Origin of the sequence: Streptomyces musisoli, from assembly GCF_016741855.1 — a bacterium.
Classification (GTDB): Bacteria; Actinomycetota; Actinomycetes; order Streptomycetales; family Streptomycetaceae; genus Streptomyces; species Streptomyces musisoli.
Genome location: NZ_JAERRH010000004.1, coordinates 81,773 through 102,182, shown reverse-complemented (window position 1 = coordinate 102,182; position 20,410 = coordinate 81,773). Strand labels below are relative to the sequence as shown.

The following is a 20,410-nucleotide window of genomic DNA, read 5'->3' as shown; positions in this document are numbered from 1 at the left end:
GGGAGTTACCCTGCCAGTACCGCTGGGGGTGACATCTGTGCGTATAACACCCAAAACACCCGAAGTGCGCGTCCCCCGCCTCGTCGGTCTGATGGCCGTGGACGCGCGCGAAACGGCCCGGGCGCAAGGCCTGTTGCTCAACGCGCCGGACCGCCCGGACTTCCACCTCGCCGTCGTCGACTACGTCGTGCGCCAGTACCCGCAGCCCGGTGCCGAGGTGCCGCGGGAATCGATGGTGTACGTGTGGTTCGACTTCGGGGAGGGCGAGGGCGGCGGGGGCGTGCGTGAACCACGCGTCCCGCGACCGCCCGGAGGGGGACTGCGACGGGAGCTGGACCAGCCCGGCGACCCGTACGCGGTGGCCGGATTCAGCTCGCCTTGAAGCCCCGGTGCAGCGCGACCACACCGCCGGTGAGGTTGCGCCACGCCACCTTCGACCAGCCCGCCTCGCGCAGCTTCTCGGCGAGCGCGGGCTGGTCGGGCCAGGCCCGGATGGACTCGGCGAGGTAGACGTACGCGTCCGGGTTGGAGGACACGGCGCGCGCGGCCGGCGGCAGGGCGCGCATCAGGTACTCGGTGTAGACGGTGCGGAACGGCGCCCAGGTCGGGTGGGAGAACTCGCAGATCACCACGCGTCCGCCGGGCCTGGTGACCCGGTACATCTCCCGCAGGGCCGCGTCCGTGTCCTGGACGTTGCGCAGCCCGAAGGAGATCGTCACCGCGTCGAAGGTGTCGTCCTTGAAGGGCAGCTTCGTCGCGTCGCCCGCGGTGAACGGCAGCCAGGTGTGCCTCTTCTTGCCGACCTGGAGCATGCCCAGGGAGAAGTCGCAGGGGACGACGTACGCGCCCGTCCGCGCGAAGGGCAGCGAGGAGGTGGCCGTGCCGGCGGCGAGGTCCAGGACCTTCTGCGCCGGGCGCGCGTCGACCGCCTTCGCCACCTCCTTGCGCCAGCGCCGGTCCTGGCCGAGCGACAGCACGTCGTTCGTCAGGTCGTACCGTTCCGCCACGTCGTCGAACATCGAGGCGACTTCGTGCGGCTGCTTGTTCAGGGAAGCGCGGGTCACCCGCTCATTCTTGCAGCCCCCTCTCGTGGGGTGGCCCAGGGGCCGTAAGCGTTCGGGCAGGCGTTCGCCGGCTGAGGGGGCGCAGGACCGAGGGGCCGGGGAGGTGCGGTCAGTGCCGTCGGTACACCAGGCGGCCGGCCAGCACCGTTGCCACGCAGGCCGCCGCGCCGCGTTCGGTCAGGGCCGCCTCGTCGGCTACGTCGAACACGGCCAGGTCGGCCCGGCCGCCGACGGTCAACGGGCCGTGGACCGTGCCGGGAAGGTCGTACCCTTCGGCGAACGGGTCGAGGTCGGGCCGCTCGCCGAGCAGCATGCTGCCGGGGGCGCCCGTGATGCCCACGACGGTCAGCCCGGACCGGGCGACGGCCGTGGACACGAGCGGATCGTGGAAGCGGGCCCCCGGGGACGCGACCGCCGTCGTGCCGTACCGCAGCATCCGCTGCACGCCACGCCGTACGCTGCCCGCCCAGCGGGTCTCACCGAGGTCACCCAGGGCGGCCAGCCGCTCGCCGTACAACGGCAGTTCGCCCAGCTCGTCGGCTTCGCGCGGGTCGGGGTGGTAGCAGCGGCGCAGCAGCCACAGGGCGTGCCACTGGCGCAGGCCAGGCGTGAGCACGCCCGGCCAGCGCCGCACCCGCGCGCCCGGCGCCGCGGCGGCGGTCTCCGCGTACGGCCCGACGGCCGTGATCCGGTCGCCCTCCACCAGGACGGCGCCGTCCACGACGGGGGCCGCGCCCACCGGCAGGACCAGCGGGGCGGCGTGAATCGTCAGCACGGAGCGCTCAGTTCGACGCGAGCAGCTTCAGCTCGGGATGGGCGGTGCCGCCCTCGATGGCGGTGGAGGAGATGTGCGAGGCCACACGGGCGTCGACGGGGTCGTTCGCCGGGTCGTCGTGGACGACGAGGTGCTCGTACGTCGTCGAGCGCTGCGCCGGGACGCGGCCCGCCTTGCGGATCAGGTCGATGATCTCCATGCGGTTGGAGCGGTGCTTGGCACCGGCCGAGGAGACCACGTTCTCCTCCAGCATGATCGAGCCGAGGTCGTCCGCGCCGTAGTGCAGCGAGAGCTGGCCGACCTCCTTGCCCGTGGTGAGCCAGGAGCCCTGGATGTGCTGGACGTTGTCCATGAACAGCCGGGCGATGGCGATCATCCGCAGGTACTCGAAGAGGGTCGCCTGGGTACGGCCCTTCAGGTGGTTGTTCTCCGGCTGGTAGGTGTACGGGATGAACGCGCGGAAGCCGCCCGTGCGGTCCTGTACGTCCCGGATCATCCGCAGGTGCTCGATGCGCTCGGCGTTGGTCTCGCCGGTGCCCATCAGCATGGTGGAGGTGGACTCCACGCCCAGCCTGTGCGCGGCCTCCATGATCTCCAGCCAGCGCTCGCCGCTCTCCTTGAGGGGCGCGATGGCCTTGCGGGGCCGCTCGGGCAGGAGTTCCGCGCCGGCACCGGCGAAGGAGTCCAGTCCTGCCTCGTGGATGCGGGTGATGGCCTCCTCGACCGACACACCGCTGATCCGGGCCATGTGCTCCACCTCGGACGCGCCCAGCGAGTGGATCACCAGCTGGGGGAAGGCGTCCTTGATGGCCTTGAAGTGCTTTTCGTAGTACTCGACGCCGTAGTCCGGGTGGTGGCCGCCCTGGAACATGATCTGGGTACCGCCCAGCTCGACGGTCTCCGCGCAGCGGCGCAGGATGTCGTCGAGGTCGCGGGTCCAGCCCTTGTCCTTGTCCTTGGGGGCCGCGTAGAAGGCGCAGAACTTGCACGCCGTGACACACACGTTCGTGTAGTTGATGTTCCGCTCGATGATGTACGTGGCGATGTGCTCGGTGCCGGCGTACCTGCGGCGGCGTACGGCGTCGGCGGCGGCGCCCAGGGCGTGCAGGGGCGCGTCGCGGTAGAGGTCGAGCGCCTCCTCGGGTGTGATGCGTCCGCCCGCTGCGGCTCGGTCGAGCACGGACTGGAGGTCGGCCTTCTCGGTCACCGGGCGTCCCTTTCGTCAAGCGGTGGGGGCAGACCGAACCAGCCTACGCCAGCCGTTTCGGGCCGAAGACGTCAGGCCGCGTACGCGCCGATCAGCAGTCCGAGGAGGGTGCCGGCGAGGAGGAACGGGCCGAAGGGTACGGCCGTCTTCCGGCTCGCCCGCCGGGCGAGGACGAGCGCGCCGCCGTACAGCGCGCCGAGCAGGAACGCGGCGAAGGTGCCGAGCAGCACGGTGGGCCAGCCGTACCAGCCGAGTACGGCGCCCGCCCCCAGGGCCAGCTTCACGTCGCCGAATCCCATGCCGCCGGGGTTGATGAGGAAGAGCACGTAGTAGCCGGCGCCGAGCGCGAGGGCGCCGTAGAGCGCGGTGGGCCAGTGGCCGGCGTGTTCGGGGAGCAGGGCGGTGAGGCCCAGCAGGGCGATAGCGGACGCGGCGAGCGGGAGGGTCAGCGGGTCGGGCAGCCGCCGCACGCGGAAGTCCACGGCGGCGAGCAGCACGCCGACGGGCGCGAGCAGCAGCCAGACCGCCAACTCGGGCCGGGTGCCGGTGGCTGCGGCGAGGACACCGCAGACGAGGCCGGTGGCTGCGGCGAGGGGGACGGCTGAGGGGGGCCGTGAGGGAAGCGACGGCTCGGAGGGCGTGGGGGACGTGGAGGGAGCGCGGGGGGAGGGCGGCGGCTCGGAGGGGGTGGGGGACGCGGAGGGAGGACGGGGGGAGGGCGGCGGCTCGGAGGGGGTGAGGGACGTGGAGTGGGCGGAGGATGCGGAGGGGGTGGGGGACGTGGAGGGGGTGGGGGACGTGGAGGGGGCGTGCGGCTGCGGGTTGGCGCCGGCGTGTGTCCCGCCGCGCGCGCACTCCCCGCATCGTGCCCGGCCCAGCCAGCCGCGGACCGGGTGGCCGCCGGGGCACCGGTCCCGCCAGGGCTCGCCGGACGGGACGGTGAAGCGGTAGGCGGCGCGGGGCAGCAGCGCACCCGCCGACGCGCCCCACACCATGGCGACGAGCACCAGCAGCCCCGTGGTCACCCCACCCACACCTTCCACCGCCATCACCCCTGTACCCGCCCGAACCTCTACCCGGTTCGGACGGCCGGCACCGCGGAGACATCCTCACCCGGTTCGCCGGCCCGCGCATGGACATCCTCACCCGGTCCGGGCGGCCGGCGTCACGAAGACATCGTCACCCGGCCCGGGCGGCCGGCTCCATGAAGGCATCCCCGCCCGGTCCGTCGGACGGCCATGCTCACCCGGGCCGGCATCACGAGGGCATCCGCGCCCGGTCCGTCGGACGGCCGGCATCACAAGGGCATCCTCACCCGGTCCTTCGGACGGCCGGCATCACGAGGGCATCCTCACCCGGTCCTTCGGACGGCCGGCATCACGAGGGCATCCGCGCCCGGTCCGTCGGGCGGCCGGCGTCACGGAGGCATCCTCGGTTCAGACGGCCGGCATCGCATAGACGTCCGAGCCGTTGGCCATCAGCAGCCTGCTGCCCGACAGGGCGATCTGCCACTGGTCGCCGGTGCCCTTGTTGTCGGTCCAGCTCCACCGCTTGCGGCCGGTCTTCGCGTCCAGCGCGACGACGCCGCCGCCGATGGCCTGGGCGCCGCAGTACAGGGTGGTGCCGGACTTCAGGAACACCTCGGGTGCGCCGCGGTCGTTGTCCTCGCAGAGCCAGATCCGCTTGCCGGTGTGGACGTCGACGGCCCAGATGCCGCGGTCGTGGTCGCCGACGTAGAGGACGCCGTCGATGACGGTGGGGGTGTAGAAGCCGCGGCGGCCGCTCGGGGACAGGGTCCAGCGGGTCGCCCCGGTCTTCAGGTCGACGGCGGTCAGCTCGTCGCCGGGCAGGAAGACCAGGCCGTCGGAGGCGGTGGGCCGCCAGAACCAGTCGTCGCCGATCTTCTTCGTCCACAGCTGGGCGCCGGTGGCGGTGTCACGGACGGTGAGGTTGAACTTGGAGTCGGCGTAGACCAGGTACTTGCCGGAGACGGAGCCCTCGACGTCGTAGTCGTCGGTGCCCCAGTCGCGCTTCTGGATCCACACGGTCTTGCGGGTGGCGAGGCTGACGGCCGCGACCGCCGTGCGGTAGTCGGTGGCGCTCTTGGACTCGCTGAAGTCGCTCGCCGCGACGTAGACGTGCTGGTCGTCGATGGCGATGGTGTCCTCGATGTCGATGCGCTTGCCGAGCCGGCTGCGCCACACCTCCTCGCCGGTCGCCGCGTCACGGGCGATGAGGACGCCGTCGTACTCGCCGTCCGGCAGGTACATCCGGCCGTCGCGGTAGAGCAGTTGGGAGCCGGGGACCACGAGGTCCGGCTTGGACCAGCGGGACTTGCCGGTCTTCACGTCGTACGCCACCAGCGGGTCGCCGCTGATCAGCAGCAGGCCGTCGTGGACGAGCAGGGGTACGGCGCTGGTGCCGTCGTCGGCGAGTTCCCGGTGCCACAGCGGCTGGGGGGCCACTCCGGCGGGCGGGGTGGTGAAGTTCTCGGCGGCGGGCTCGGCCGAGGCACCGCCCTTGCCGCCGGCCGGTGTGCCGTCGGCCCCGGTGTCTCTGCCGAGCCACCAGGCGGTGCCCCCGCCGACGGCCGCGACGGCGGCGGCCCCGCCGAGGGCGAGGGACAGGGCACGGCGCCGGGTGGGGCGCGCGGCGGAGGAGCCCGACGAACCGGAGGCGCCGAGCTGCACGGTGCCGGGTACGGCGGTACCGCCCGCGGGCGTGCCGTGTCCGGGCGTGGACTGCGCGGTTCCGCCGGGAGACCTGCCGTAGCCGGGCGTGGACTGCGCCGTTCCGCCGGGAGACGTGCCGTAGCCGGGCGTGGACTGCGGAGTTCCGCCGGGAGGCGTGCCGTAGCCGGCGGGCTGCGCGGGCGGATACCCGTATCCGGCCGCGGGACTGCCGGCGACCGGGGTACCGCCCACCGGCGTGCCGCCCGCCGGGGTCCCGCCGACCGGGGCGCCTCCCGCCGCCGGCGTCCCCGCCCCGTCGAGCATCGTCGGCGCGGGACCGAACCCGGCACCGCCGGCAGCCGAACCGACACCAGCGCCGGCACCAGCGCCGGCACCGGCACCCGTGCCGCCCGCCGCCGGCGGCTGGGCCTCCGGCGCCTCCAGGTCCAGGATCCCGGCCGCGTGGGTGGCGATCGTGGAGGCGACGGCCGACGGCAGCCAGTCGCGGAGGAGGCCCTCGACGCCCTGCGGGGCCAGCGCGGCGACGATCTCGGCCGGAGCGGGCCGGCCGGCCGGATCCTTCAGCAGACAGGCACGGACCAGGCCGAGGAGCGAGCGGGGTATGCCCGTCAGGTCGGCTTCACCGTGGACGACTTGGTAGAGCATCGCCGCGTGCGAGGCGGCCCCGTCGCCGAAGGCGCTGCGCCCGGTGACCGCGAAGGCGAGGACCGCGCCGAGGGAGAAGACGTCGCCCGCCGGGCCGACGTCCTTGCCCATGGCCTGCTCCGGGGGCATGTAGCCGGGCGAGCCGACCACGACCCCGGTCTGGGTCATCCGCGTGCCGTCCACGGCGCGGGCGATGCCGAAGTCGATGACGCGCGGGCCGTCCGCGGCGAGCAGCACGTTCGACGGCTTGAGGTCGCGGTGGATGAGACCGGCCGCGTGGATCTCCTGGAGGGCGGCGGCGAGCCCGGCGCCGAGCGCGCGCACGGTGTGCTCGGGAAGCGGACCGTGCGCGGCGACGACCTCGGTCAGGTCCGGCCCGAGGACGTACGAGGTGGCCAGCCAGGGCAGCGGCGCCCCGGGGTCGGCGTCCACGACCGCGGCGGTGTACTGGCCGGAGACGGCCTGGGCGATCTCGGCCTCGTGCCGGAAGCGCTCGCGGAAGCCCGCGTCGGCGGCGAGGTCGGGCCGTACGACCTTGACGGCCACGGTCCGCCCGCCGGGTGAGCGGGCCAGGTACACCCGGCCCATGCCACCGGCTCCGAGTCTGCGCAGCATCCGATAGCTGCCCAACTCCCGTGGATCGTCCGGCTCCAGTGTCTCCATGGCGGGATCTTCCCGTCCTTCCCCGTCGCGTGCTGCGCTCGGCGTGGCCGATACGTGTGGGCTGGTGTTCGCCAACGCGGACACAGTAGTGACGGCGGGGGACGGTGGGGCGACAGGGGCTGGGCGGAGCGGGTCAGTCGACCCTTGACATACGCGAAGTCGGGTTGCCTTCTTCCGAACTGTCCGACGTGTACGTCAGGTCGTCGCCGGCCGGGGTCAACTCGACCTGGTGGGGGGCGGGGTTGCAGCCGGCGTGGTTGCCGGCGGCGCCGACCGAGGTCGCGAGGATCTGCGTCCGGGTCACCTTCTTCAGGGTGAGGATGTCGGTGCATACGGCGCCGATCTGATCGGTCTGCCGGAGCCGCCCCAGTTCCTCGCCCACGGCGGCCTGACGGACGGTCACGCGGAAGGTGCCCATGGGCAGGCTGCCGCCGAGGCCGGCGGCCTGGCCCTCCCAGGTGCCGAGGTAGCGGTCGGGGATCGCGCCGGGCCCGGCGGTGGGGCTGCCCGCCGACGGGCTGCCCGCGGAGGAGCCGCCCGGGGTGGGTCCGCCGGTGGTGGGGACGCCCCCGGGGAGATCGCCCGTGGTGGGGCTGCCCGTGGTCACGCCGGGTGCCGGAGAGCGGGTGGTGCCGCCGCCCGCCGCGGTGTCACTGCCGCCTCCGTCGGCCCAGGGCCGAACCAGGAAGCCGATGCCCACGGACACCGCGGCGAGCGCGCCGGCGACCGCCAGCACGACCGTGCAGCTCACCCGGCGGCCCTGGCCGCCCTCCGCGGGGGCGGAGGCCGCCGTGACGTTGACGGAGACCCGGCCGGGCGGCGGCACGTCCCGCGGCCCGGGCACGACGGTCGCCCCGGCGGGAACCCCGGCCGGAGCCCCGGCGGGAACCCCGGCCGGAGCCCCGGCGGGAGCCCCGGCGGGAGACCCGTCCACGCCGGTCGCCGCCGAGCCGAAGACTCCGGCGGTCCCGTCACCGGGGCCCCCGGCCGTCCCCCCGCCCGGGTACATCACCGGCGCGGGCCCGAACCCGACGCCTCCGGCCCCCGAAGACCCGTCGACCGGAACGGCACCCCCGCCCGTCGAAGAACTCGGATCCGCACCCCAACCCATGAAAGAACCCGGATCGGCGGTCCCACCCACCGAAGGCCCCGCAGCCACCGGCCCACCCACCGAAGGACCGGACCCCGCAACCGCCGGCCCGCCCACCGAAGGACCGGGGATCGGCTGTCCGCCCGTCGAGGGACCGGCTCCCGTGGGCGGGCCCGTCGTCGAGGGGCTGGTGAAGGTGACCGGTCCGGAGGGCGCCGTCTCCTCCGTGTCCAGGTTGAGCAGTCGTACGGCGCTGCGGCTGACCTGTTCCACCAGGGTGCCCGGCAGCCAGCCGCCCGCGACCAGGCGGGCGGCGCCGTCCGGGGCGAGCCGCCGGCTCACCTCGGCGGGGCCCGGCCGGGCGGCGGGGTCCTTGGTCAGGCACGCCGCGGCCAGCTCCCGCAGCTCACCGTCGAGGCCGCCCAGTTCGGGCTCCTCGTGGACGACCTTGTACAGCAGCGCGGCCGAGGAGTCCCCGCGGAAGGGCGGTTCGCCGGTGGCCGCGTAGGCGAGGACGGCGCCGAGGGAGAAGACGTCCGCGGCGCCCGTGACGCCCTTGCCGAGGATCTGCTCGGGCGACATGTAACCCGGGGAGCCGATGGACACGCCGGTGGAGGTGAGGGACGCCGTGCCGTCCATGGCGCGCGCGATGCCGAAGTCGATCAGCAGCGGCCCGTCCAGGGTCAGCAGGACGTTGGAGGGCTTCACGTCCCGGTGGACGAGACCCTGTTCGTGGACGGCCGTCAGCGCCTCGGCGAGGCCCGCGCCCAGCGCCCGTACGGTGTGCGCGGGCATCGGGCCGGCGTCGCCGACGGCCGCGGCGAGGGAGGGGCCGGCCGCGTAGGCGGTGGCGACCCAGGGCACCGGCGCGCCGGGGTCGGCGTCCAGGACGGGCGCGGTCCAGGCGCCGCCGACCCGCCGGGCGGCCTCCACCTCGCGCCGGAAGCGGGCGCGGAACTCCTCGTCCAGCGCGAAGTGCGGGTGCACGATCTTCACGGCGACCGTACGGCCGCCCGCGCTGCGGCCCAGATACACCCGGCCCATGCCGCCGGAACCGAGCCGGCCGAGCAGCCGGTACGGCCCTACGGTGGCCGGCTCGTCGACTTCCAGCGGTTGCATGGCGCACTCTCCCCCCAACGCCTGGTGGACAGCAGCGTAGTGACGAGGGGCTACGGCCGCAGCAGCTCCACCTTCACGTCCGCCGGGAAGCCGGTCGTCGGGCCGACCCGGCGGGCGAACTCGGCGACGGCCTCCAGCTGCGGGGCGCCGAAGCTGAAGTCGAGGGTGGTGAAGTACTGCGCCAGGGTCGTCTCGTCGAACGCCTCCCAGCGGGCCGCCTGTTCGGCGACCTTGTCGACCTCTTCCAGGGAGAGGTTGCGGGAGGCGAGGAAGGACTCGTGGGCCTTGCGGGTGATGACCGGCTCCCGCTCCACATAGTCCCGGCGGGCCGCCCAGACCGCGAAGACGAACGGCAGGCCGGTCCACTCCTTCCACAGCGCGCCCAGGTCGTGGACCTCCAGGCCGTAGCGGGGGCCGTCGACGAGGTTGGCGCGCAGGGCGGCGTCCCCGATGAGGACGGCGGCCTGGGCCTCCTGCATCATCAGGCTGAGGTCGGGCGGACAGGTGTAGTAGTCGGGCTGGACCCCGTACCGCTCGGCGAGCAGCAGCCGGGCGAGCCGGACCGAGGTGCGGGAGGTCGAGCCGAGGGCGACCCGGGCGCCGTCCAGCTGGTCCAGCGGGACCTGGGAGACGATCACGCAGGACATCACGGGGCCGTCGCAGCCGACGGCGATGTCCGGGAAGGCGACCAGGTCGTCGGCGTTGCGGAGGAACTCGACGAGCGTGACAGGCCCCATGTCCAGGTCGCCTCGCACGATCTGCTCGCTGAGCTTCTCCGGGGTGTCCTTGGTCAGCTCGAAGTCGAGGAGGGTGCCGGTTCTCGCGAGCCCCCAGTACAGGGGCAGGCAGTTCAAGAACTGGATGTGGCCGACGCGCGGCCGGGTGCGAGAATTGTCCACATCGCGAGACTAGACCCCGTGCTGTACGGTGCTGGGACCGACCCCGCCCCCAAACGGGCTAGCGAAGGTTCAAACATCCGGGTGACGTGATCTTGATCCCTATTGCTTTCGGCTGCCCGCATGCTAGGCTCGCCGCAAGTTGCAGTTTGGTTTCCCTTGCAGTACAGAGCCTGCGGAGCATGTGACCGCGGGCTCTCGTCGTTTTCAGACGAATGCAGTTGTGCAGCACCGTTTCGCACGTGCAGGTTCTGGAGCAGGGCAACCCTTTTGAGCCCAAGGAGGGCTTATGGCTACCGGAACCGTTAAGTGGTTCAACGCCGAAAAGGGCTTTGGCTTCATCGCCCAGGAGGGCGGCGGCCCCGACGTCTTCGTTCACTACTCCGCGATCAACGCCACCGGCTTCCGCTCCCTTGAGGAGAACCAGCAGGTGAGCTTCGACGTGACGCAGGGCCCGAAGGGTCCGCAGGCGGAGAACGTCACTCCCGTCTGATCACTGCCTGATCGCAGAACCTGAGTGCAGTACCCAAGGAGCCCCGCGCCGTACGGCAACGGGGCTCCTGCCTTTTCCCGTTCATTTCCGGTTCACATGTGCTGCATGATCAGTACGAACTTCGTTCCGGGGGCGAGCGCCTCGTAGGCGTGCGGCACGTCCCCGCGGTACGACATGTAATCCCCCGGCCCCAGCTCGACCGCCTCCCCGCGCGGCCCCGCCTCGACCTTCCCCTCGGTGACCACGATGTGCTCGGTGGTCCCGGGAATGTGCGGCTCGGAATCCCGCCGGGACCCCGGTTCCAGCCAGACGTAATAGATGTCCCTGCGGGCCCCGGGCGGACAGGCCGAGAGCAGTGAGGCGAGGTAGCTGGACTGCTCGGAGTGGACCGCGGGCCCCTGTCCGGCCCGGATCACCTGGACCGCCTGGGCGGGCGGCTCCACCAGCGCGCTGAACGGCACCCCGAGCCCGACCGCGAGCGCCCAGATGGTCTCCATGCTCGGGTTCCCGCTCGCCGCCTCCAGCTGGGAGAGCGTGGACTTCGCGACGCCGGCGCGCTTGGCCAGTTCGGACAGGGACAGACCGGCGCGGCCGCGCTCCCGCTTCAGGGACGCGGCGATCCATTCCATGGGCAGCCGGCTGGGCACCTCGGACATGTTCGTTCGCTCCATCGGTACGATCGTTCGCCTTGACGAACAACGGGCTGACTGTTCATTGTAGAAAACATGCGTTCGGTACAGCGAACAACCAGCACGGTCGAGGACCGTTCCCTGATCCGCGACAGCTCGCTCGTCTGGCTCGCCAGCGGGGTCGTCGGCGTCTCCTTCGGTGCCGTCTCCGTCGCCGGCGGCCTCCCGGTGTGGGTGCCGGTGCTGATGTCACTGGTGGTGTACGCCGGATCGGCCCAGTTCAGCGCGGTGGGCGTGCTGCTCGCCGGGGGCGGGCCGGCCGCCGCAGTGGCCACGGGGCTGCTGCTCAACACCCGGACGGCGGCCTTCAGCCTGGCCGTGGCCGAGATCCTCGGCACCGGCCGCGCCGGCCGCTTCCTCGGCGCCCATCTGGTCACCGACGAGACGGTCGCCTTCGCCCTGGCCCAGCCGGACCCCGCACGGCGGCGGCGGGCGTTCTGGATATCCGGGCTCGGCCTGTTCGCCGTGTGGAACACCGGCGTCCTGGCGGGCGCCCTCGCGGGCAGCGCCCTCGGCGACACCGCCCGCTACGGCCTGGACGCCGCCTTCCCCGCCGTCCTCGTCGCCCTGGTCCTGCCCGCCCTGCGCGCCGACGCGGCGGTACGGCGGTGTGCCCTGCTCGGCGCCGCCCTGGCACTCGCGGTCACGCCCGCCGTCCCGGCCGGGGTGCCGGTGCTGCTCGCGCTCGCCGGCCTGTTCCTGCACCGCGGCCCGGCCGCCGCCTCGGGAGCCGCCGCGTGAACGCGACGCTCGTCGTGATCCTCGCCCTGGCCGTGGGAACGTATGCGTTCCGGCTGGTCGGCCCGGTGCTGCACGGCCGGGTGACCGTCCCGCCCCGGATCCAGGAGCTGGCCTCGGCCGGTGCGGTGGTCCTGCTCGTCGCCCTGCTGGCCACGGGCGCCCTGACCGAGTCCGGCGGCTTCGCCGGCTGGGCCCGCCCCGCCGGGGTGCTGGCCGGCGCCGTCCTGGCCTGGCGCCGGGCGCCCTTCCCCGTCGTCGTCCTCGGCGCCGCGACGACGACGGCACTGCTGCGGCTGGCGGGAGTGGCTTAAGGGCCCGCCCGCCGATTCCCGTCCCGGCCCCGGAGGCGGGGCGGACGGGAAACGTCGGACAGGCCCGGGAGCGGTCCGGACGGAAATCGTCGGACAAGCCCAGGAGCGGTCCGGACGGGAATCGTCGGACAGGCCCAGGAGCGGTCCGCGCCGACGTGTCCTCGGCGGCAGCCGGTCAGTGCTTCGCCGGCCCGGCGGAGAGCTTGGCCGTCACCGCGGCCAGCCACAGCAGACCGAGACCCGCGCCGGCGGTGAAGGCCAGGACGGAGGCGGCGGAGGCCATGAAGCCGGCCAGGACGGCCACGGGTACCAGACGCGAGGCGACGGCCCAGCCGCGATGGCCGCGCGCGGCGAGCGGGCGGGCCAGGACGACGAGCGCGGCGCACAGGGCGAGGTAGCCGACCATCCCGGCGGCCATGTGGACGGTGCCGTGCCCGCTCAGCGTCGTCGTGTCCGGGGCACCGGCCGGGAAGCCCGCCCCGGCGTCGGCCCGGAAGGCCGCTGCGGCCCAGAACGAGGCACCGAAGACGGCCGTCAATACCGGCGCCCAGGTGCCACCCGCCCCACCGCGCAGCTCCCGGCGCAGTCCGACGGCACCGGTGATCAACAGGGCGCCGGCGACCAGGAAGTCGACCGTCTGGATCCAGCCCGCCTCGCCGAGGGCGAGCTGGCTGATCGCGTTGCGGGTGAAGTCGAACCCGTCCCGCGTGCAGCCCTGGACGATTCCGGCCGCGAGGAACAGCGGGCCCGCCACCACCCCGCCGGCCAGGGCGGCACGCCGCGCCGCACGCGGCGCGGGCGGGGCTGCGGTGACCTGCTGGGAAGCGCTGAGCGTGTGAGTCATGGCCGGGCCTTCCGTGCGTCGATGCTGACGCTGATATGACCGGCGGCAGACAGCGAAGTCATCGCCCCCGGCGTTGTGGCCTGGCTCACTCGCCGCCCGCGATCCGGCCGAAGACCTCGCCTCGTCAACTTCGGGCCGCGTCCCGCCAGACCGTCAGATCGCCCGTCAGGAAGGCGACGTCCGGCAGCGCGGTGGACTTGACCTGGATCACGTACAGCCCGATGTTCCCCTCGGTGTCCTTCATGCAGAACTCGCTGCCGGCCGCCGCCGCGGCCAGCGTCCAGCGGTGGTACGTGCCACTGCGGAGCATGAGCCGGCACTCGTCGAGGGTGGTGCCGTGCGCGCCCATCATCTGCATCAGCACGGCGCTGTCGCTCGTCAGCTCGCAGCCGGACGCCCGGCAGTCGAAGCGGATGTCGCCCTTGCGGTCGTCCCGGCCGGGCTCCTCGTCCGTGAGGCTCAGCGAGGTCGTCGCGTCCAGCCGCACCTGGGGGAACCCCTCCGGCCGCGGGTCCCGGGGCGAGGCCGCACCGTCACCGGCCCCCTGCTCCGACGCGCCCGAGGCGTCCGAGGAGGAGCCCGGGGAGGACGCCGACGACCGTGCGGGCCCTCCCCCGCCAAAGGCCGTGGACGCCGTGGAAGCGGCCGCCGCGCCCCGGGCAGCCGACCGGCCCTTCGGGTCCATGACCTGCCACGCCAGCAGCCCCACCAGCAGCGCGCCTCCCACCACACCGGCCGCCGAGATCAGCGCGGCCCGCCGCCTGCGGGTCCTGCGCTGCTCCGGCGCCGGCTGCGGCCACCCGTGCCGTGCCTGCGGGTACGCCGGGGTGGGCGCGGGCACCGGCGGCTGCGGGTGGACCGGCGTCGGTTCGGAGACCGGAGCCGGTACCGCGACCTCCGGCCCGGTGATCTCCCGCCACACGGCCGGTCCCCCGCCCGCGTCGGCGTCGGCCCCCAGCCGCTGCCGGCACCACTCCACGATCTCCGCCGGGGTGGCCCGCTCGGCGGGGTCGGCGGCCAGGCACCGGGCGAACAGCGGCCGCAGCGGCTCGGGCAGCAGGGCCAGCCCGGGTGCGGAGTGCACGATCCGGTACAGCACGTTGACGCCAGGACCCTCGCCGTACAGCGGCCGGCCCAGCGCCGCGAACGCCGCCGTCTGGCCGAGCGCGAAGACATCGGTGGCCGCCGTGACCTCGCCCCCCGTGGCCTGCTCCGGAGCCATGAACGCGGGCGTGCCGATCGTGCTCCCCGTCGCCGTGTACGACGTCCCGTCCGCGGCCAGCGCGATACCGAAGTCGATCACGCGGGGCCCGTCGGCGGCCAGCAGCACGTTCGACGGCTTCAGGTCCCGGTGCACGACGCCTTCGGCGTGGATGGCCTGCAACGCCTCCGCCACGCCCGCCATCAGCCACAGCACCGCGGGCACCGGCAGCGGACCACTGCGGGTCACGGCCTCGGTCAGCGACGGGCCGGGCACGTACAGCGTGGCCAGCCAGGGCGGCACGCCGTCCGGATCGGCGTCGATCAGCTCGGCGGTGTACGCGCCCCGGACCCGCCGGGCCGCCTTCACCTCCCGGCAAAACCGCCGCCGGAAGTCGGGGTCGTCCGCCAGCTCCGGGCGCACCACCTTGATCGCGACCGGCCGTCCGCCCCGTGTGTGCGACAGGTAGACCCGGCCCATGCCGCCCGCGCCCAGCCGGGCGGCGAGCCGGTAACCCGCCACCACCGGCGGGTCGTCCGCCTGGAGTGGCTGGAAGACGTCCGTCGCAGGGTTCATCGGCCCTTACCCCCCGGTGTGATGCTTTGGCCAAGGGCAGCAGCCTAAGGGGGGCTGCCGAAGAGCCCCGCCACGGTCCCCGCCCATGACTGACACCGAGGACTTCCCGGTCGGCACCGAGGACTTCGGGACCGGCACCGAGGACTTCTCGGCCGGCACCATGGACTTCCCGACCGACACCGAGGACTTCACGACCGGCACCCTGGACTTCACGACCGGCACCGAGGGCTTCAGGACCGGCCTCGAAGAGTTTCCGACCGCCGCCCGCACCTTCTACGACACCGTCGCCGAGGACTTCCACCGACGCCGCCCCGAGCGGACGGCCGAGCTGTCATCACGGTCAGGACTCGCACCCCGCTCCGGCACCGGGCGCGAGCCGGCGGAGGCACAGGGCGAATCACCCCCGCAGGCGTTCCTTCTCCCCCAGAAGAAAGGCCGACCATGCGGCCGGACCGACGGTGAGGTGCGGTGCTGCGGGCCGCTTCGAGTCACGGATGTGGATGGCGGCGGGGTGAGGGGCGACCTCTACGCAATCGCCGCCTTCACCGTCGCTGTGGCTGGACTTGCGCCAGGTGTATGCGAGTTCGAGGCACTGCCCACCCTCGCCGCTGCTGTGGCTGCTCTTGAACCAGCTCAACTGCTCTATGGTCATCGCTCTTCCAGCATCCTGTCGATCAGGTCCAAGGACTCGTGCGGGTTGAGGGCTTGCGCCCGGATGATCCCATAGCGAGCAGTGAGGATGCGGACCTCTTCCCTGCTAGTGATCAGGCGCGGGTAGCCGTGACTCTCCATGTAGCCAACCTGCTCCTTCCCCTTCGGCGTCAACAAGCTGAACGAGTTGTCGAGCGCAGGGTGTTCGTGTCGGCCTGTCGGCATCACCTGTAGCTGCACGTTACGCAGACGGCCGATACGCAGTAACTGACGAAGCTGTTCCTTGTGTACTTTCGGCCCCCCGATGGGCCGTTCCAGCACGGCCTGTTCCATGACGAAGCTGAACTCCGGCGGGGGCCACTGCTCGAAAATCTGCTGGCGCGAGAGTCTGTCCGCCACTCGCTTCTCGATGGTTTCCTCGTCCAGAGGAGGGTGCCGCTGGGTGAACACCGCGCGTGAGTAGTCCTCGGTCTGCAGCAAGCCCAGCACACCCATGGTGCTGTAGTCGTGCAGGGAAACGGCCTGTGCCTCCAGTGCGGCATAACCCCGATACCACTCGGGATGCCGCGTACGCGCCCTGGACATCGCCTCCTCGACCTGCGGGATGACCGCTGTGAACAGGCCCTCTGCCTGGAGGATCTCGTCCGCCTTCTGCAGGAACTCCGGCCTCGGCGTCCGTACCCCTCTCTCCACGGCCGAGACGAGATCGGGGCCGTACCCCACCAGACTGCCGAACTCCCGCTGATTCAGTCCGGCCCGCTCGCGCAGCAACTTCAGCTGCTTCCCGAGCACGACGAAGACCGCCGCCGACCCGTTCTCCTCCGCCGGGGTCTCCGGCCTCCGTTCCTCTGTCACGCCACCCTCCGACAGCCCGTACGCCACACACATCGCACCCGTACGACTACGTACAGTCGCCAGGTCTCCCCTGGTCAGCGTAGGGAGAAGTCAGCACGCTCGGTGACGTGAACGTAGAAATCTCCACCCCCACAACCGAACTCGTCCAGCGGCTCAGCGCCACTCCGCGGGGTGCCCGGCTGGCCCGTCGGCTGACCGGCACCACGCTGGCCACCTGGGGATACCCGCACGACGGCGACCTGAGCCACAGCGCGCAGCTGGTCGTCGCCGAACTCGCCGCCAACGCAGTCACCCACGGTCGCGTCCCGGGCCTGGACTTCGAGCTGCGGCTCGGCCTGCTGAGGGAGAAGGCCACCTTGCGTATCGAGGTGAGCGATGCCCGGGGGGACCGGAAGCTACGGTTCCTGGACGGGCGACTGGAGGACGAAAGCGGGCGCGGGCTGATCGTCGTACAGGTACTGGCCGCGCTCTGGGGCGTGTCCGAGCGGGACGTCGGCAAGACCGTCTGGGTGGAGCTGTCGCTCAGCCCGCGGCAGCGACCCTGCACTCCACGACCGTGTCCGCGAAGGCCCGGGCCGGCGGGCTGAGCGCGTCCCAGCGGCGTACGGCCCAGCCGACGGGCAGGGGACGCAGGCCGGGCAGCGGCACCAGCCGCAACGGACCGTCACCGGGGACCGGAAGGCGGGGTACGGCGGGTACGACCGCCCTGCCGATGCCCAGCTCGGCCAGCAGCAGTGCCGTGTCCCAGTCGGCCACGCTCGGCTCGTGGGCGAACCGTACGCCCCGCTCCGCGCACGCCGCTTCGAGGTGGGCGGCGGACGTGGAGTTCGGCGGGAGCCGGATGAGCCGGGTGCCGGCCAGTTCCGTGGGGTCCAGGTGCGGGCGGCCGGCCAGGGGGTCGGCCGCGTGGACGGCGAGGAGCCACGGCAGCTCGACGACGGTGCGCTGCTCGATGCCGCGGACCGGGGGGCCGATGGTGATCCAGGCCAGGTCCAGGGTGCCGTCGGAGAGGGCGTCGAAGCTGCCGCGGCCCGAACTGACCGTGTGGAATTCGAGGTTGACCTTGGGGTGGCGGCGGCGGAAGGTGACGACGGCGTCGGACATGAAGTGCCGGACGGTGGTCGCGCCGGTGGCGACGCGGACGTAGCCGCTGTGGCCGTCGACCAGGTCGCGCAGCTGTCGGACCGCCAGGTCGAGGCCGGAGATGCCCTCGGCCGCGGCGGCTTCCAGTATCCGGCCGGCCTGGGTCGGGACGACGCCGCGTGGCCGGCGTTCGAGGAGTGCGACGCCTGTCTCGCGTTCCAGCCGTTTGACGTGCTGGCTGACTGCGGACTGGGTGCAGCCGAGGTCGCGGGCGACCGAACTCAGGCTGCCCGCGCGGCATACGGCCACGAATACGCGGAGGTCGTCGAGGGTCACAACACCCAAGCTAACGCTTGGATTTGGCGAGGGAACCCAAGGATTGACTGGGTTATGGGGCCGTACGAGGATCGAGGTGGGCCGCATTCGACCCAGGCGGCAACCCGCTCCCCGCCCCGCCGAGTCCGGACGAGGCGGAACCCGCGAGGAGCGGGTGCCGACCCTCGCGGTACCGACCCCAACCGGTCCACATAGTGATTGGCAGATGTGTGTCACGGCTTTCGGAATTCCGGTGGCGAAAGGCCTGGTCAGCGGGAGGGCCGCAGGAACAGTTCTGCCGATCTCTGCCGTCGCGTGCCCGCCGCTCCTCCGGGCCGGCGGTGTGGCTTCTCCGCGGTCGGGTATGGCGCGTGGTCACCGGTCGTACAGGCTCTCCACTTCCTTCTCGAAGTCCTGTTGGATCTGTTCTCGTCTCAGCTTCATGGAGGGGGTCAGGTGGCCTGCCTCCTCCGTGAAGTCCACCGGTAGTACGGCGAAGCGGCGGATGGACTCGGGGCGGGACACCAGCTTGTTCGCCTCGTCCAGGGCCCGCTGGAGGACCGCCGCCAATTCCGCGTCGTCGACGAGGAACTCCGGCGGTACCGGGTGCTTGCCGATCATCTGGCGCCAGTGGGTGATGCCGTCGGGGTCGAGCGTGATGAGGGCGGCGACGTACGGGCGGCCATCGCCCACCAGCATCACCTGGGAGATCAGCGGATGCTGGCGCAGCCAGTTCTCCAGCGGGGCCGGTGCCACCGACTTGCCGCCCGCGGTGATCAGCAGCTCCTTCTTGCGGCCGGTGATGGTCAGATAGCCCTCGTCGTCGAGTTCACCGATGTCACCGGTGGCCAGCCAGCCGTCGCGGGTCGCGGGCACCACTCCGCCCGCCTGCGGGTCCCAGTAGCCGCGCAGCACATGGTCGCCGGCCAGGAGGATCTCGCCGTCCGCCGCGATCCGCACCCGGGTCCCGGGCATCGGCCAGCCGACCGTGCCCAGGCGGGGCTTGAGGGGCGGGGTGACCGTCGACGCGCCGGTGGTCTCGGTGAGCCCGTAGCCCTCGAAGATCTCGATGCCCGCGCCCGCGTAGAACGCGGCGAGGCGCCGGCCGAGCGGGGAGCCGCCGCAGATCGCGTAGCGGACGCGGCCCCCCATGGCGGCGCGGAGACGCCGGTAGACGAGGGGGTCGTAGAAGGTGCGCTGTGTCTTCAGGGCGCGGCTCGGGCCGCTGCCGGTGCCGGTCTGCCGGGCCTGAAGTGCCTCGCCGTAGCGCCGGGCGACGGCCGCGGCCCGGTCGAAGGCCGCCACCCGGCCGCCCGCCTCCGCCTTCGCCCTGGCCGAGTTGTAGATCTTCTCCAGCATGTAGGGGATGGTCAGCAGCGCGGTCGGCCGGAACTCGGCCAGGTCCGGGAGGAGGTCGTCCGGGGCCAGGCTGGGGGCGTGGCCGAGGCGGACCCGGGCGCGGACGCAGGCGATGGCCACCATCCGGCCGAAGACGTGGGACATGGGGAGGAAGAGCAGCACCGAAGGCTCCTCGCCCTGAGCCTTGAAGACCGGGTGGAGGAGTTCGATCGCGTTGTCGACCTCGGCGAAGAAGTTGCCGTGGGAGAGGGCGCAGCCCTTGGGGCGGCCGGTGGTGCCGGAGGTGTAGATCAGCGTGGCGAGCGTGTCGGGGCCGAGCATGCCCCGGCGTACGTCCACCTCGCCGTCCGGCACCGGTGCGCCCGCGTCGGCGAGGCGGGCCACGTGGTCCTTCTCCATCACCCACACGTGGCGCAGGTCGGGCAGGTGCGGGAGTTCGGGGCCGACGGCGGCGGCCTGGGCGGCGGTCTCCGTGACCAGGGCGACCGCACCGGAGTCGTGCAGGATCCAGCGGGTCTGGAAGACGGACGAGGTGGGGTAGACCGGGACCGTGACCAGGCCGGCCGCCCAGGCGGCGAAGTCGAGGAGCGTCCAGTCGTAGGTCGTACGGGCCATGACGGCGATCCGGTCGCCGGGCATCAGGCCTTCGGCGATCAGGCCCTTGGCCACCGCCTGCACCTGGGCGGCGAACCGGGCGGCCGTCACGTCCGTCCAGCGGCCGCCGGGCAGCTTGCGGCTGAGTACGACCGTGTCGGGGGCCGCTTCCGCGTTCTCGTAGGGAAGGTCGGCGAGGGAGCCGTGCTTGACCGGGGGTGCGAACGGCGGCACGTACGCCTCGCGTACCGCTCCGTCCAGCCGCCGGGTCTCGGGTGCGACGAGGACCGGGTGGCCGTCGTAGTCGACGGCGGAGACGGGGGCGTCTGAGGAGACGGGGGCGTTCGGGTACGGCGTGGACACGGGCGGCTCCTCTGGCGTGCGTCTCCCCGCGGTGGGTCCTTGTCGAGAAGGGGTTACCGCTGGTCAGGCAGGTGATCGTACGGCTCCGCTGTGAGGGGGTTGTGCGGGTTCGGGGATGGTCCGGGGCCGGGGGTGTGCAGCCTCGGGAGTTTGGTGAGGGGCGTTCAGCTTCGGCCCGGGGCG

Annotated in this window: 19 protein-coding genes; 5 read left to right on the top strand and 14 right to left on the bottom strand. The window is 72.8% G+C overall.

What is annotated here, in order from left to right; genetic code table 11:
- Positions 1-64 precede the first annotated feature (64 nt).
- The gene (locus JK361_RS13035; protein WP_201816469.1) at positions 65-382 is read left to right on the top strand and encodes a PASTA domain-containing protein; all 318 of its coding nucleotides are present in this window, start codon (positions 65-67) and stop codon (positions 380-382) included.
- Here the strand turns inward: JK361_RS13035 and JK361_RS13030 are convergent.
- The 7 genes from JK361_RS13030 to JK361_RS13000 all read right to left on the bottom strand — a co-directional run bounded on the left by JK361_RS13030 (position 369) and on the right by JK361_RS13000 (position 10,155).
- The gene (locus tag JK361_RS13030; RefSeq protein WP_201816466.1) at positions 369-1,064 is read right to left on the bottom strand and encodes a demethylmenaquinone methyltransferase; all 696 of its coding nucleotides are present in this window, start codon (positions 1,062-1,064) and stop codon (positions 369-371) included. The two genes, JK361_RS13035 and JK361_RS13030, sit on opposite strands and share 14 nt — an antisense overlap.
- Before the next feature lie 109 nt (positions 1,065-1,173).
- Positions 1,174-1,839 (bottom strand): imidazolonepropionase-like domain-containing protein, encoded by a 666-nt coding sequence (locus JK361_RS13025; protein WP_201816463.1) that lies wholly within the window; start codon positions 1,837-1,839, stop codon positions 1,174-1,176.
- Between the two features lie 7 nt (positions 1,840-1,846).
- Positions 1,847-3,046: a cyclic dehypoxanthinyl futalosine synthase gene (gene mqnC, locus JK361_RS13020; protein WP_201816460.1), complete on the bottom strand. Its 1,200-nt coding sequence runs from the start codon at positions 3,044-3,046 to the stop codon at positions 1,847-1,849.
- 71 nt (positions 3,047-3,117) lie between these two features.
- On the bottom strand, positions 3,118-4,041 hold the full coding sequence (locus JK361_RS13015) for a prepilin peptidase (protein WP_236052953.1): 924 nt from the start codon (positions 4,039-4,041) through the stop codon (positions 3,118-3,120).
- Between the two features lie 441 nt (positions 4,042-4,482).
- Entirely contained in the window at positions 4,483-7,047 is a 2,565-nt protein-coding gene (locus JK361_RS13010; protein WP_201816448.1) for an outer membrane protein assembly factor BamB family protein, read from the bottom strand.
- A gap of 133 nt (positions 7,048-7,180) precedes the next feature.
- Entirely contained in the window at positions 7,181-9,256 is a 2,076-nt protein-coding gene (locus JK361_RS13005) for a serine/threonine-protein kinase (RefSeq protein WP_201816446.1), read from the bottom strand.
- A gap of 50 nt (positions 9,257-9,306) precedes the next feature.
- Positions 9,307-10,155 carry a menaquinone biosynthetic enzyme MqnA/MqnD family protein gene (locus tag JK361_RS13000; protein WP_201816444.1) on the bottom strand — a complete coding sequence of 283 codons (849 nt, stop codon included), beginning with the start codon at positions 10,153-10,155 and terminating at the stop codon, positions 9,307-9,309.
- 286 nt (positions 10,156-10,441) lie between these two features.
- Here JK361_RS13000 and JK361_RS12995 point away from each other — a divergent pair, with 286 nt between their 5' ends.
- Positions 10,442-10,645 carry a cold-shock protein gene (locus JK361_RS12995; protein WP_004984723.1) on the top strand — a complete coding sequence of 68 codons (204 nt, stop codon included), beginning with the start codon at positions 10,442-10,444 and terminating at the stop codon, positions 10,643-10,645.
- A gap of 92 nt (positions 10,646-10,737) precedes the next feature.
- Here the strand turns inward: JK361_RS12995 and JK361_RS12990 are convergent, their stop codons facing one another.
- On the bottom strand, positions 10,738-11,301 hold the full coding sequence (locus JK361_RS12990) for a helix-turn-helix domain-containing protein (RefSeq protein WP_201817584.1): 564 nt from the start codon (positions 11,299-11,301) through the stop codon (positions 10,738-10,740).
- 69 nt (positions 11,302-11,370) lie between these two features.
- On the opposite strand from JK361_RS12990, the gene JK361_RS12985 reads away from it, so the two are divergent.
- The gene (locus JK361_RS12985) at positions 11,371-12,075 is read left to right on the top strand and encodes an AzlC family ABC transporter permease (RefSeq protein ID WP_201816440.1); all 705 of its coding nucleotides are present in this window, start codon (positions 11,371-11,373) and stop codon (positions 12,073-12,075) included.
- Entirely contained in the window at positions 12,072-12,386 is a 315-nt protein-coding gene (locus JK361_RS12980; protein WP_201816438.1) for an AzlD domain-containing protein, read from the top strand. Before JK361_RS12985 ends, JK361_RS12980 begins: the two co-directional genes overlap by 4 nt.
- A 175-nt stretch (positions 12,387-12,561) precedes the next feature.
- Here the strand turns inward: JK361_RS12980 and JK361_RS12975 are convergent, their stop codons facing one another.
- From JK361_RS12975 to JK361_RS12960, 4 genes are all read right to left on the bottom strand, one after another.
- Positions 12,562-13,230: a DUF998 domain-containing protein gene (locus JK361_RS12975; RefSeq protein ID WP_201816437.1), complete on the bottom strand. Its 669-nt coding sequence runs from the start codon at positions 13,228-13,230 to the stop codon at positions 12,562-12,564.
- A 124-nt stretch (positions 13,231-13,354) separates the two neighbouring features.
- Entirely contained in the window at positions 13,355-15,007 is a 1,653-nt protein-coding gene (locus tag JK361_RS12970; RefSeq protein ID WP_201816435.1) for a serine/threonine-protein kinase, read from the bottom strand.
- Positions 15,008-15,404: 397 nt separating this feature from the next.
- Positions 15,405-15,659, bottom strand: coding sequence for a DUF397 domain-containing protein (locus JK361_RS12965; protein ID WP_201816433.1), 255 nt, complete (start codon positions 15,657-15,659; stop codon positions 15,405-15,407).
- The gene (locus JK361_RS12960; protein WP_372448708.1) at positions 15,656-16,513 is read right to left on the bottom strand and encodes a helix-turn-helix domain-containing protein; all 858 of its coding nucleotides are present in this window, start codon (positions 16,511-16,513) and stop codon (positions 15,656-15,658) included. The genes JK361_RS12965 and JK361_RS12960 overlap by 4 nt, the downstream gene beginning before the upstream one ends.
- A 107-nt stretch (positions 16,514-16,620) precedes the next feature.
- Between JK361_RS12960 and JK361_RS12955 the strand changes: the two genes are divergently transcribed.
- Positions 16,621-17,100 carry an ATP-binding protein gene (locus JK361_RS12955; RefSeq protein ID WP_201816430.1) on the top strand — a complete coding sequence of 160 codons (480 nt, stop codon included), beginning with the start codon at positions 16,621-16,623 and terminating at the stop codon, positions 17,098-17,100.
- On the opposite strand, the gene JK361_RS12950 is transcribed toward JK361_RS12955, so the two are convergent.
- Both JK361_RS12950 and JK361_RS12945 read right to left on the bottom strand, forming a co-directional pair.
- Positions 17,036-17,932: a LysR family transcriptional regulator gene (locus JK361_RS12950; protein ID WP_201816427.1), complete on the bottom strand. Its 897-nt coding sequence runs from the start codon at positions 17,930-17,932 to the stop codon at positions 17,036-17,038. The two genes, JK361_RS12955 and JK361_RS12950, sit on opposite strands and share 65 nt — an antisense overlap.
- 354 nt (positions 17,933-18,286) lie before the next feature.
- The gene (locus JK361_RS12945) at positions 18,287-20,227 is read right to left on the bottom strand and encodes an AMP-dependent synthetase/ligase (RefSeq protein ID WP_201816425.1); all 1,941 of its coding nucleotides are present in this window, start codon (positions 20,225-20,227) and stop codon (positions 18,287-18,289) included.
- Positions 20,228-20,410: the final 183 nt, after the last annotated feature.

Bases quoted from the DNA above. Each gene is read 5' to 3' on its own strand.
- JK361_RS13015 (WP_236052953.1), bottom strand. From the start codon at position 4,041: ATGGTGTGGGGCGCGTCGGCGGGTGCGCTGCTGCCCCGCGCCGCCTAC.
- JK361_RS13010 (WP_201816448.1), bottom strand. From the start codon at position 7,047: ATGGAGACACTGGAGCCGGACGATCCACGGGAGTTGGGCAGCTATCGG.
- JK361_RS13005 (WP_201816446.1), bottom strand. From the start codon at position 9,256: ATGCAACCGCTGGAAGTCGACGAGCCGGCCACCGTAGGGCCGTACCGG.
- JK361_RS12995 (WP_004984723.1), top strand. From the start codon at position 10,442: ATGGCTACCGGAACCGTTAAGTGGTTCAACGCCGAAAAGGGCTTTGGC.
- JK361_RS12990 (WP_201817584.1), bottom strand. From the start codon at position 11,301: ATGTCCGAGGTGCCCAGCCGGCTGCCCATGGAATGGATCGCCGCGTCC.
- JK361_RS12985 (WP_201816440.1), top strand. From the start codon at position 11,371: ATGCGTTCGGTACAGCGAACAACCAGCACGGTCGAGGACCGTTCCCTG.
- JK361_RS12975 (WP_201816437.1), bottom strand. From the start codon at position 13,230: ATGACTCACACGCTCAGCGCTTCCCAGCAGGTCACCGCAGCCCCGCCC.
- JK361_RS12970 (WP_201816435.1), bottom strand. From the start codon at position 15,007: ATGAACCCTGCGACGGACGTCTTCCAGCCACTCCAGGCGGACGACCCG.
- JK361_RS12965 (WP_201816433.1), bottom strand. From the start codon at position 15,659: ATGACCATAGAGCAGTTGAGCTGGTTCAAGAGCAGCCACAGCAGCGGC.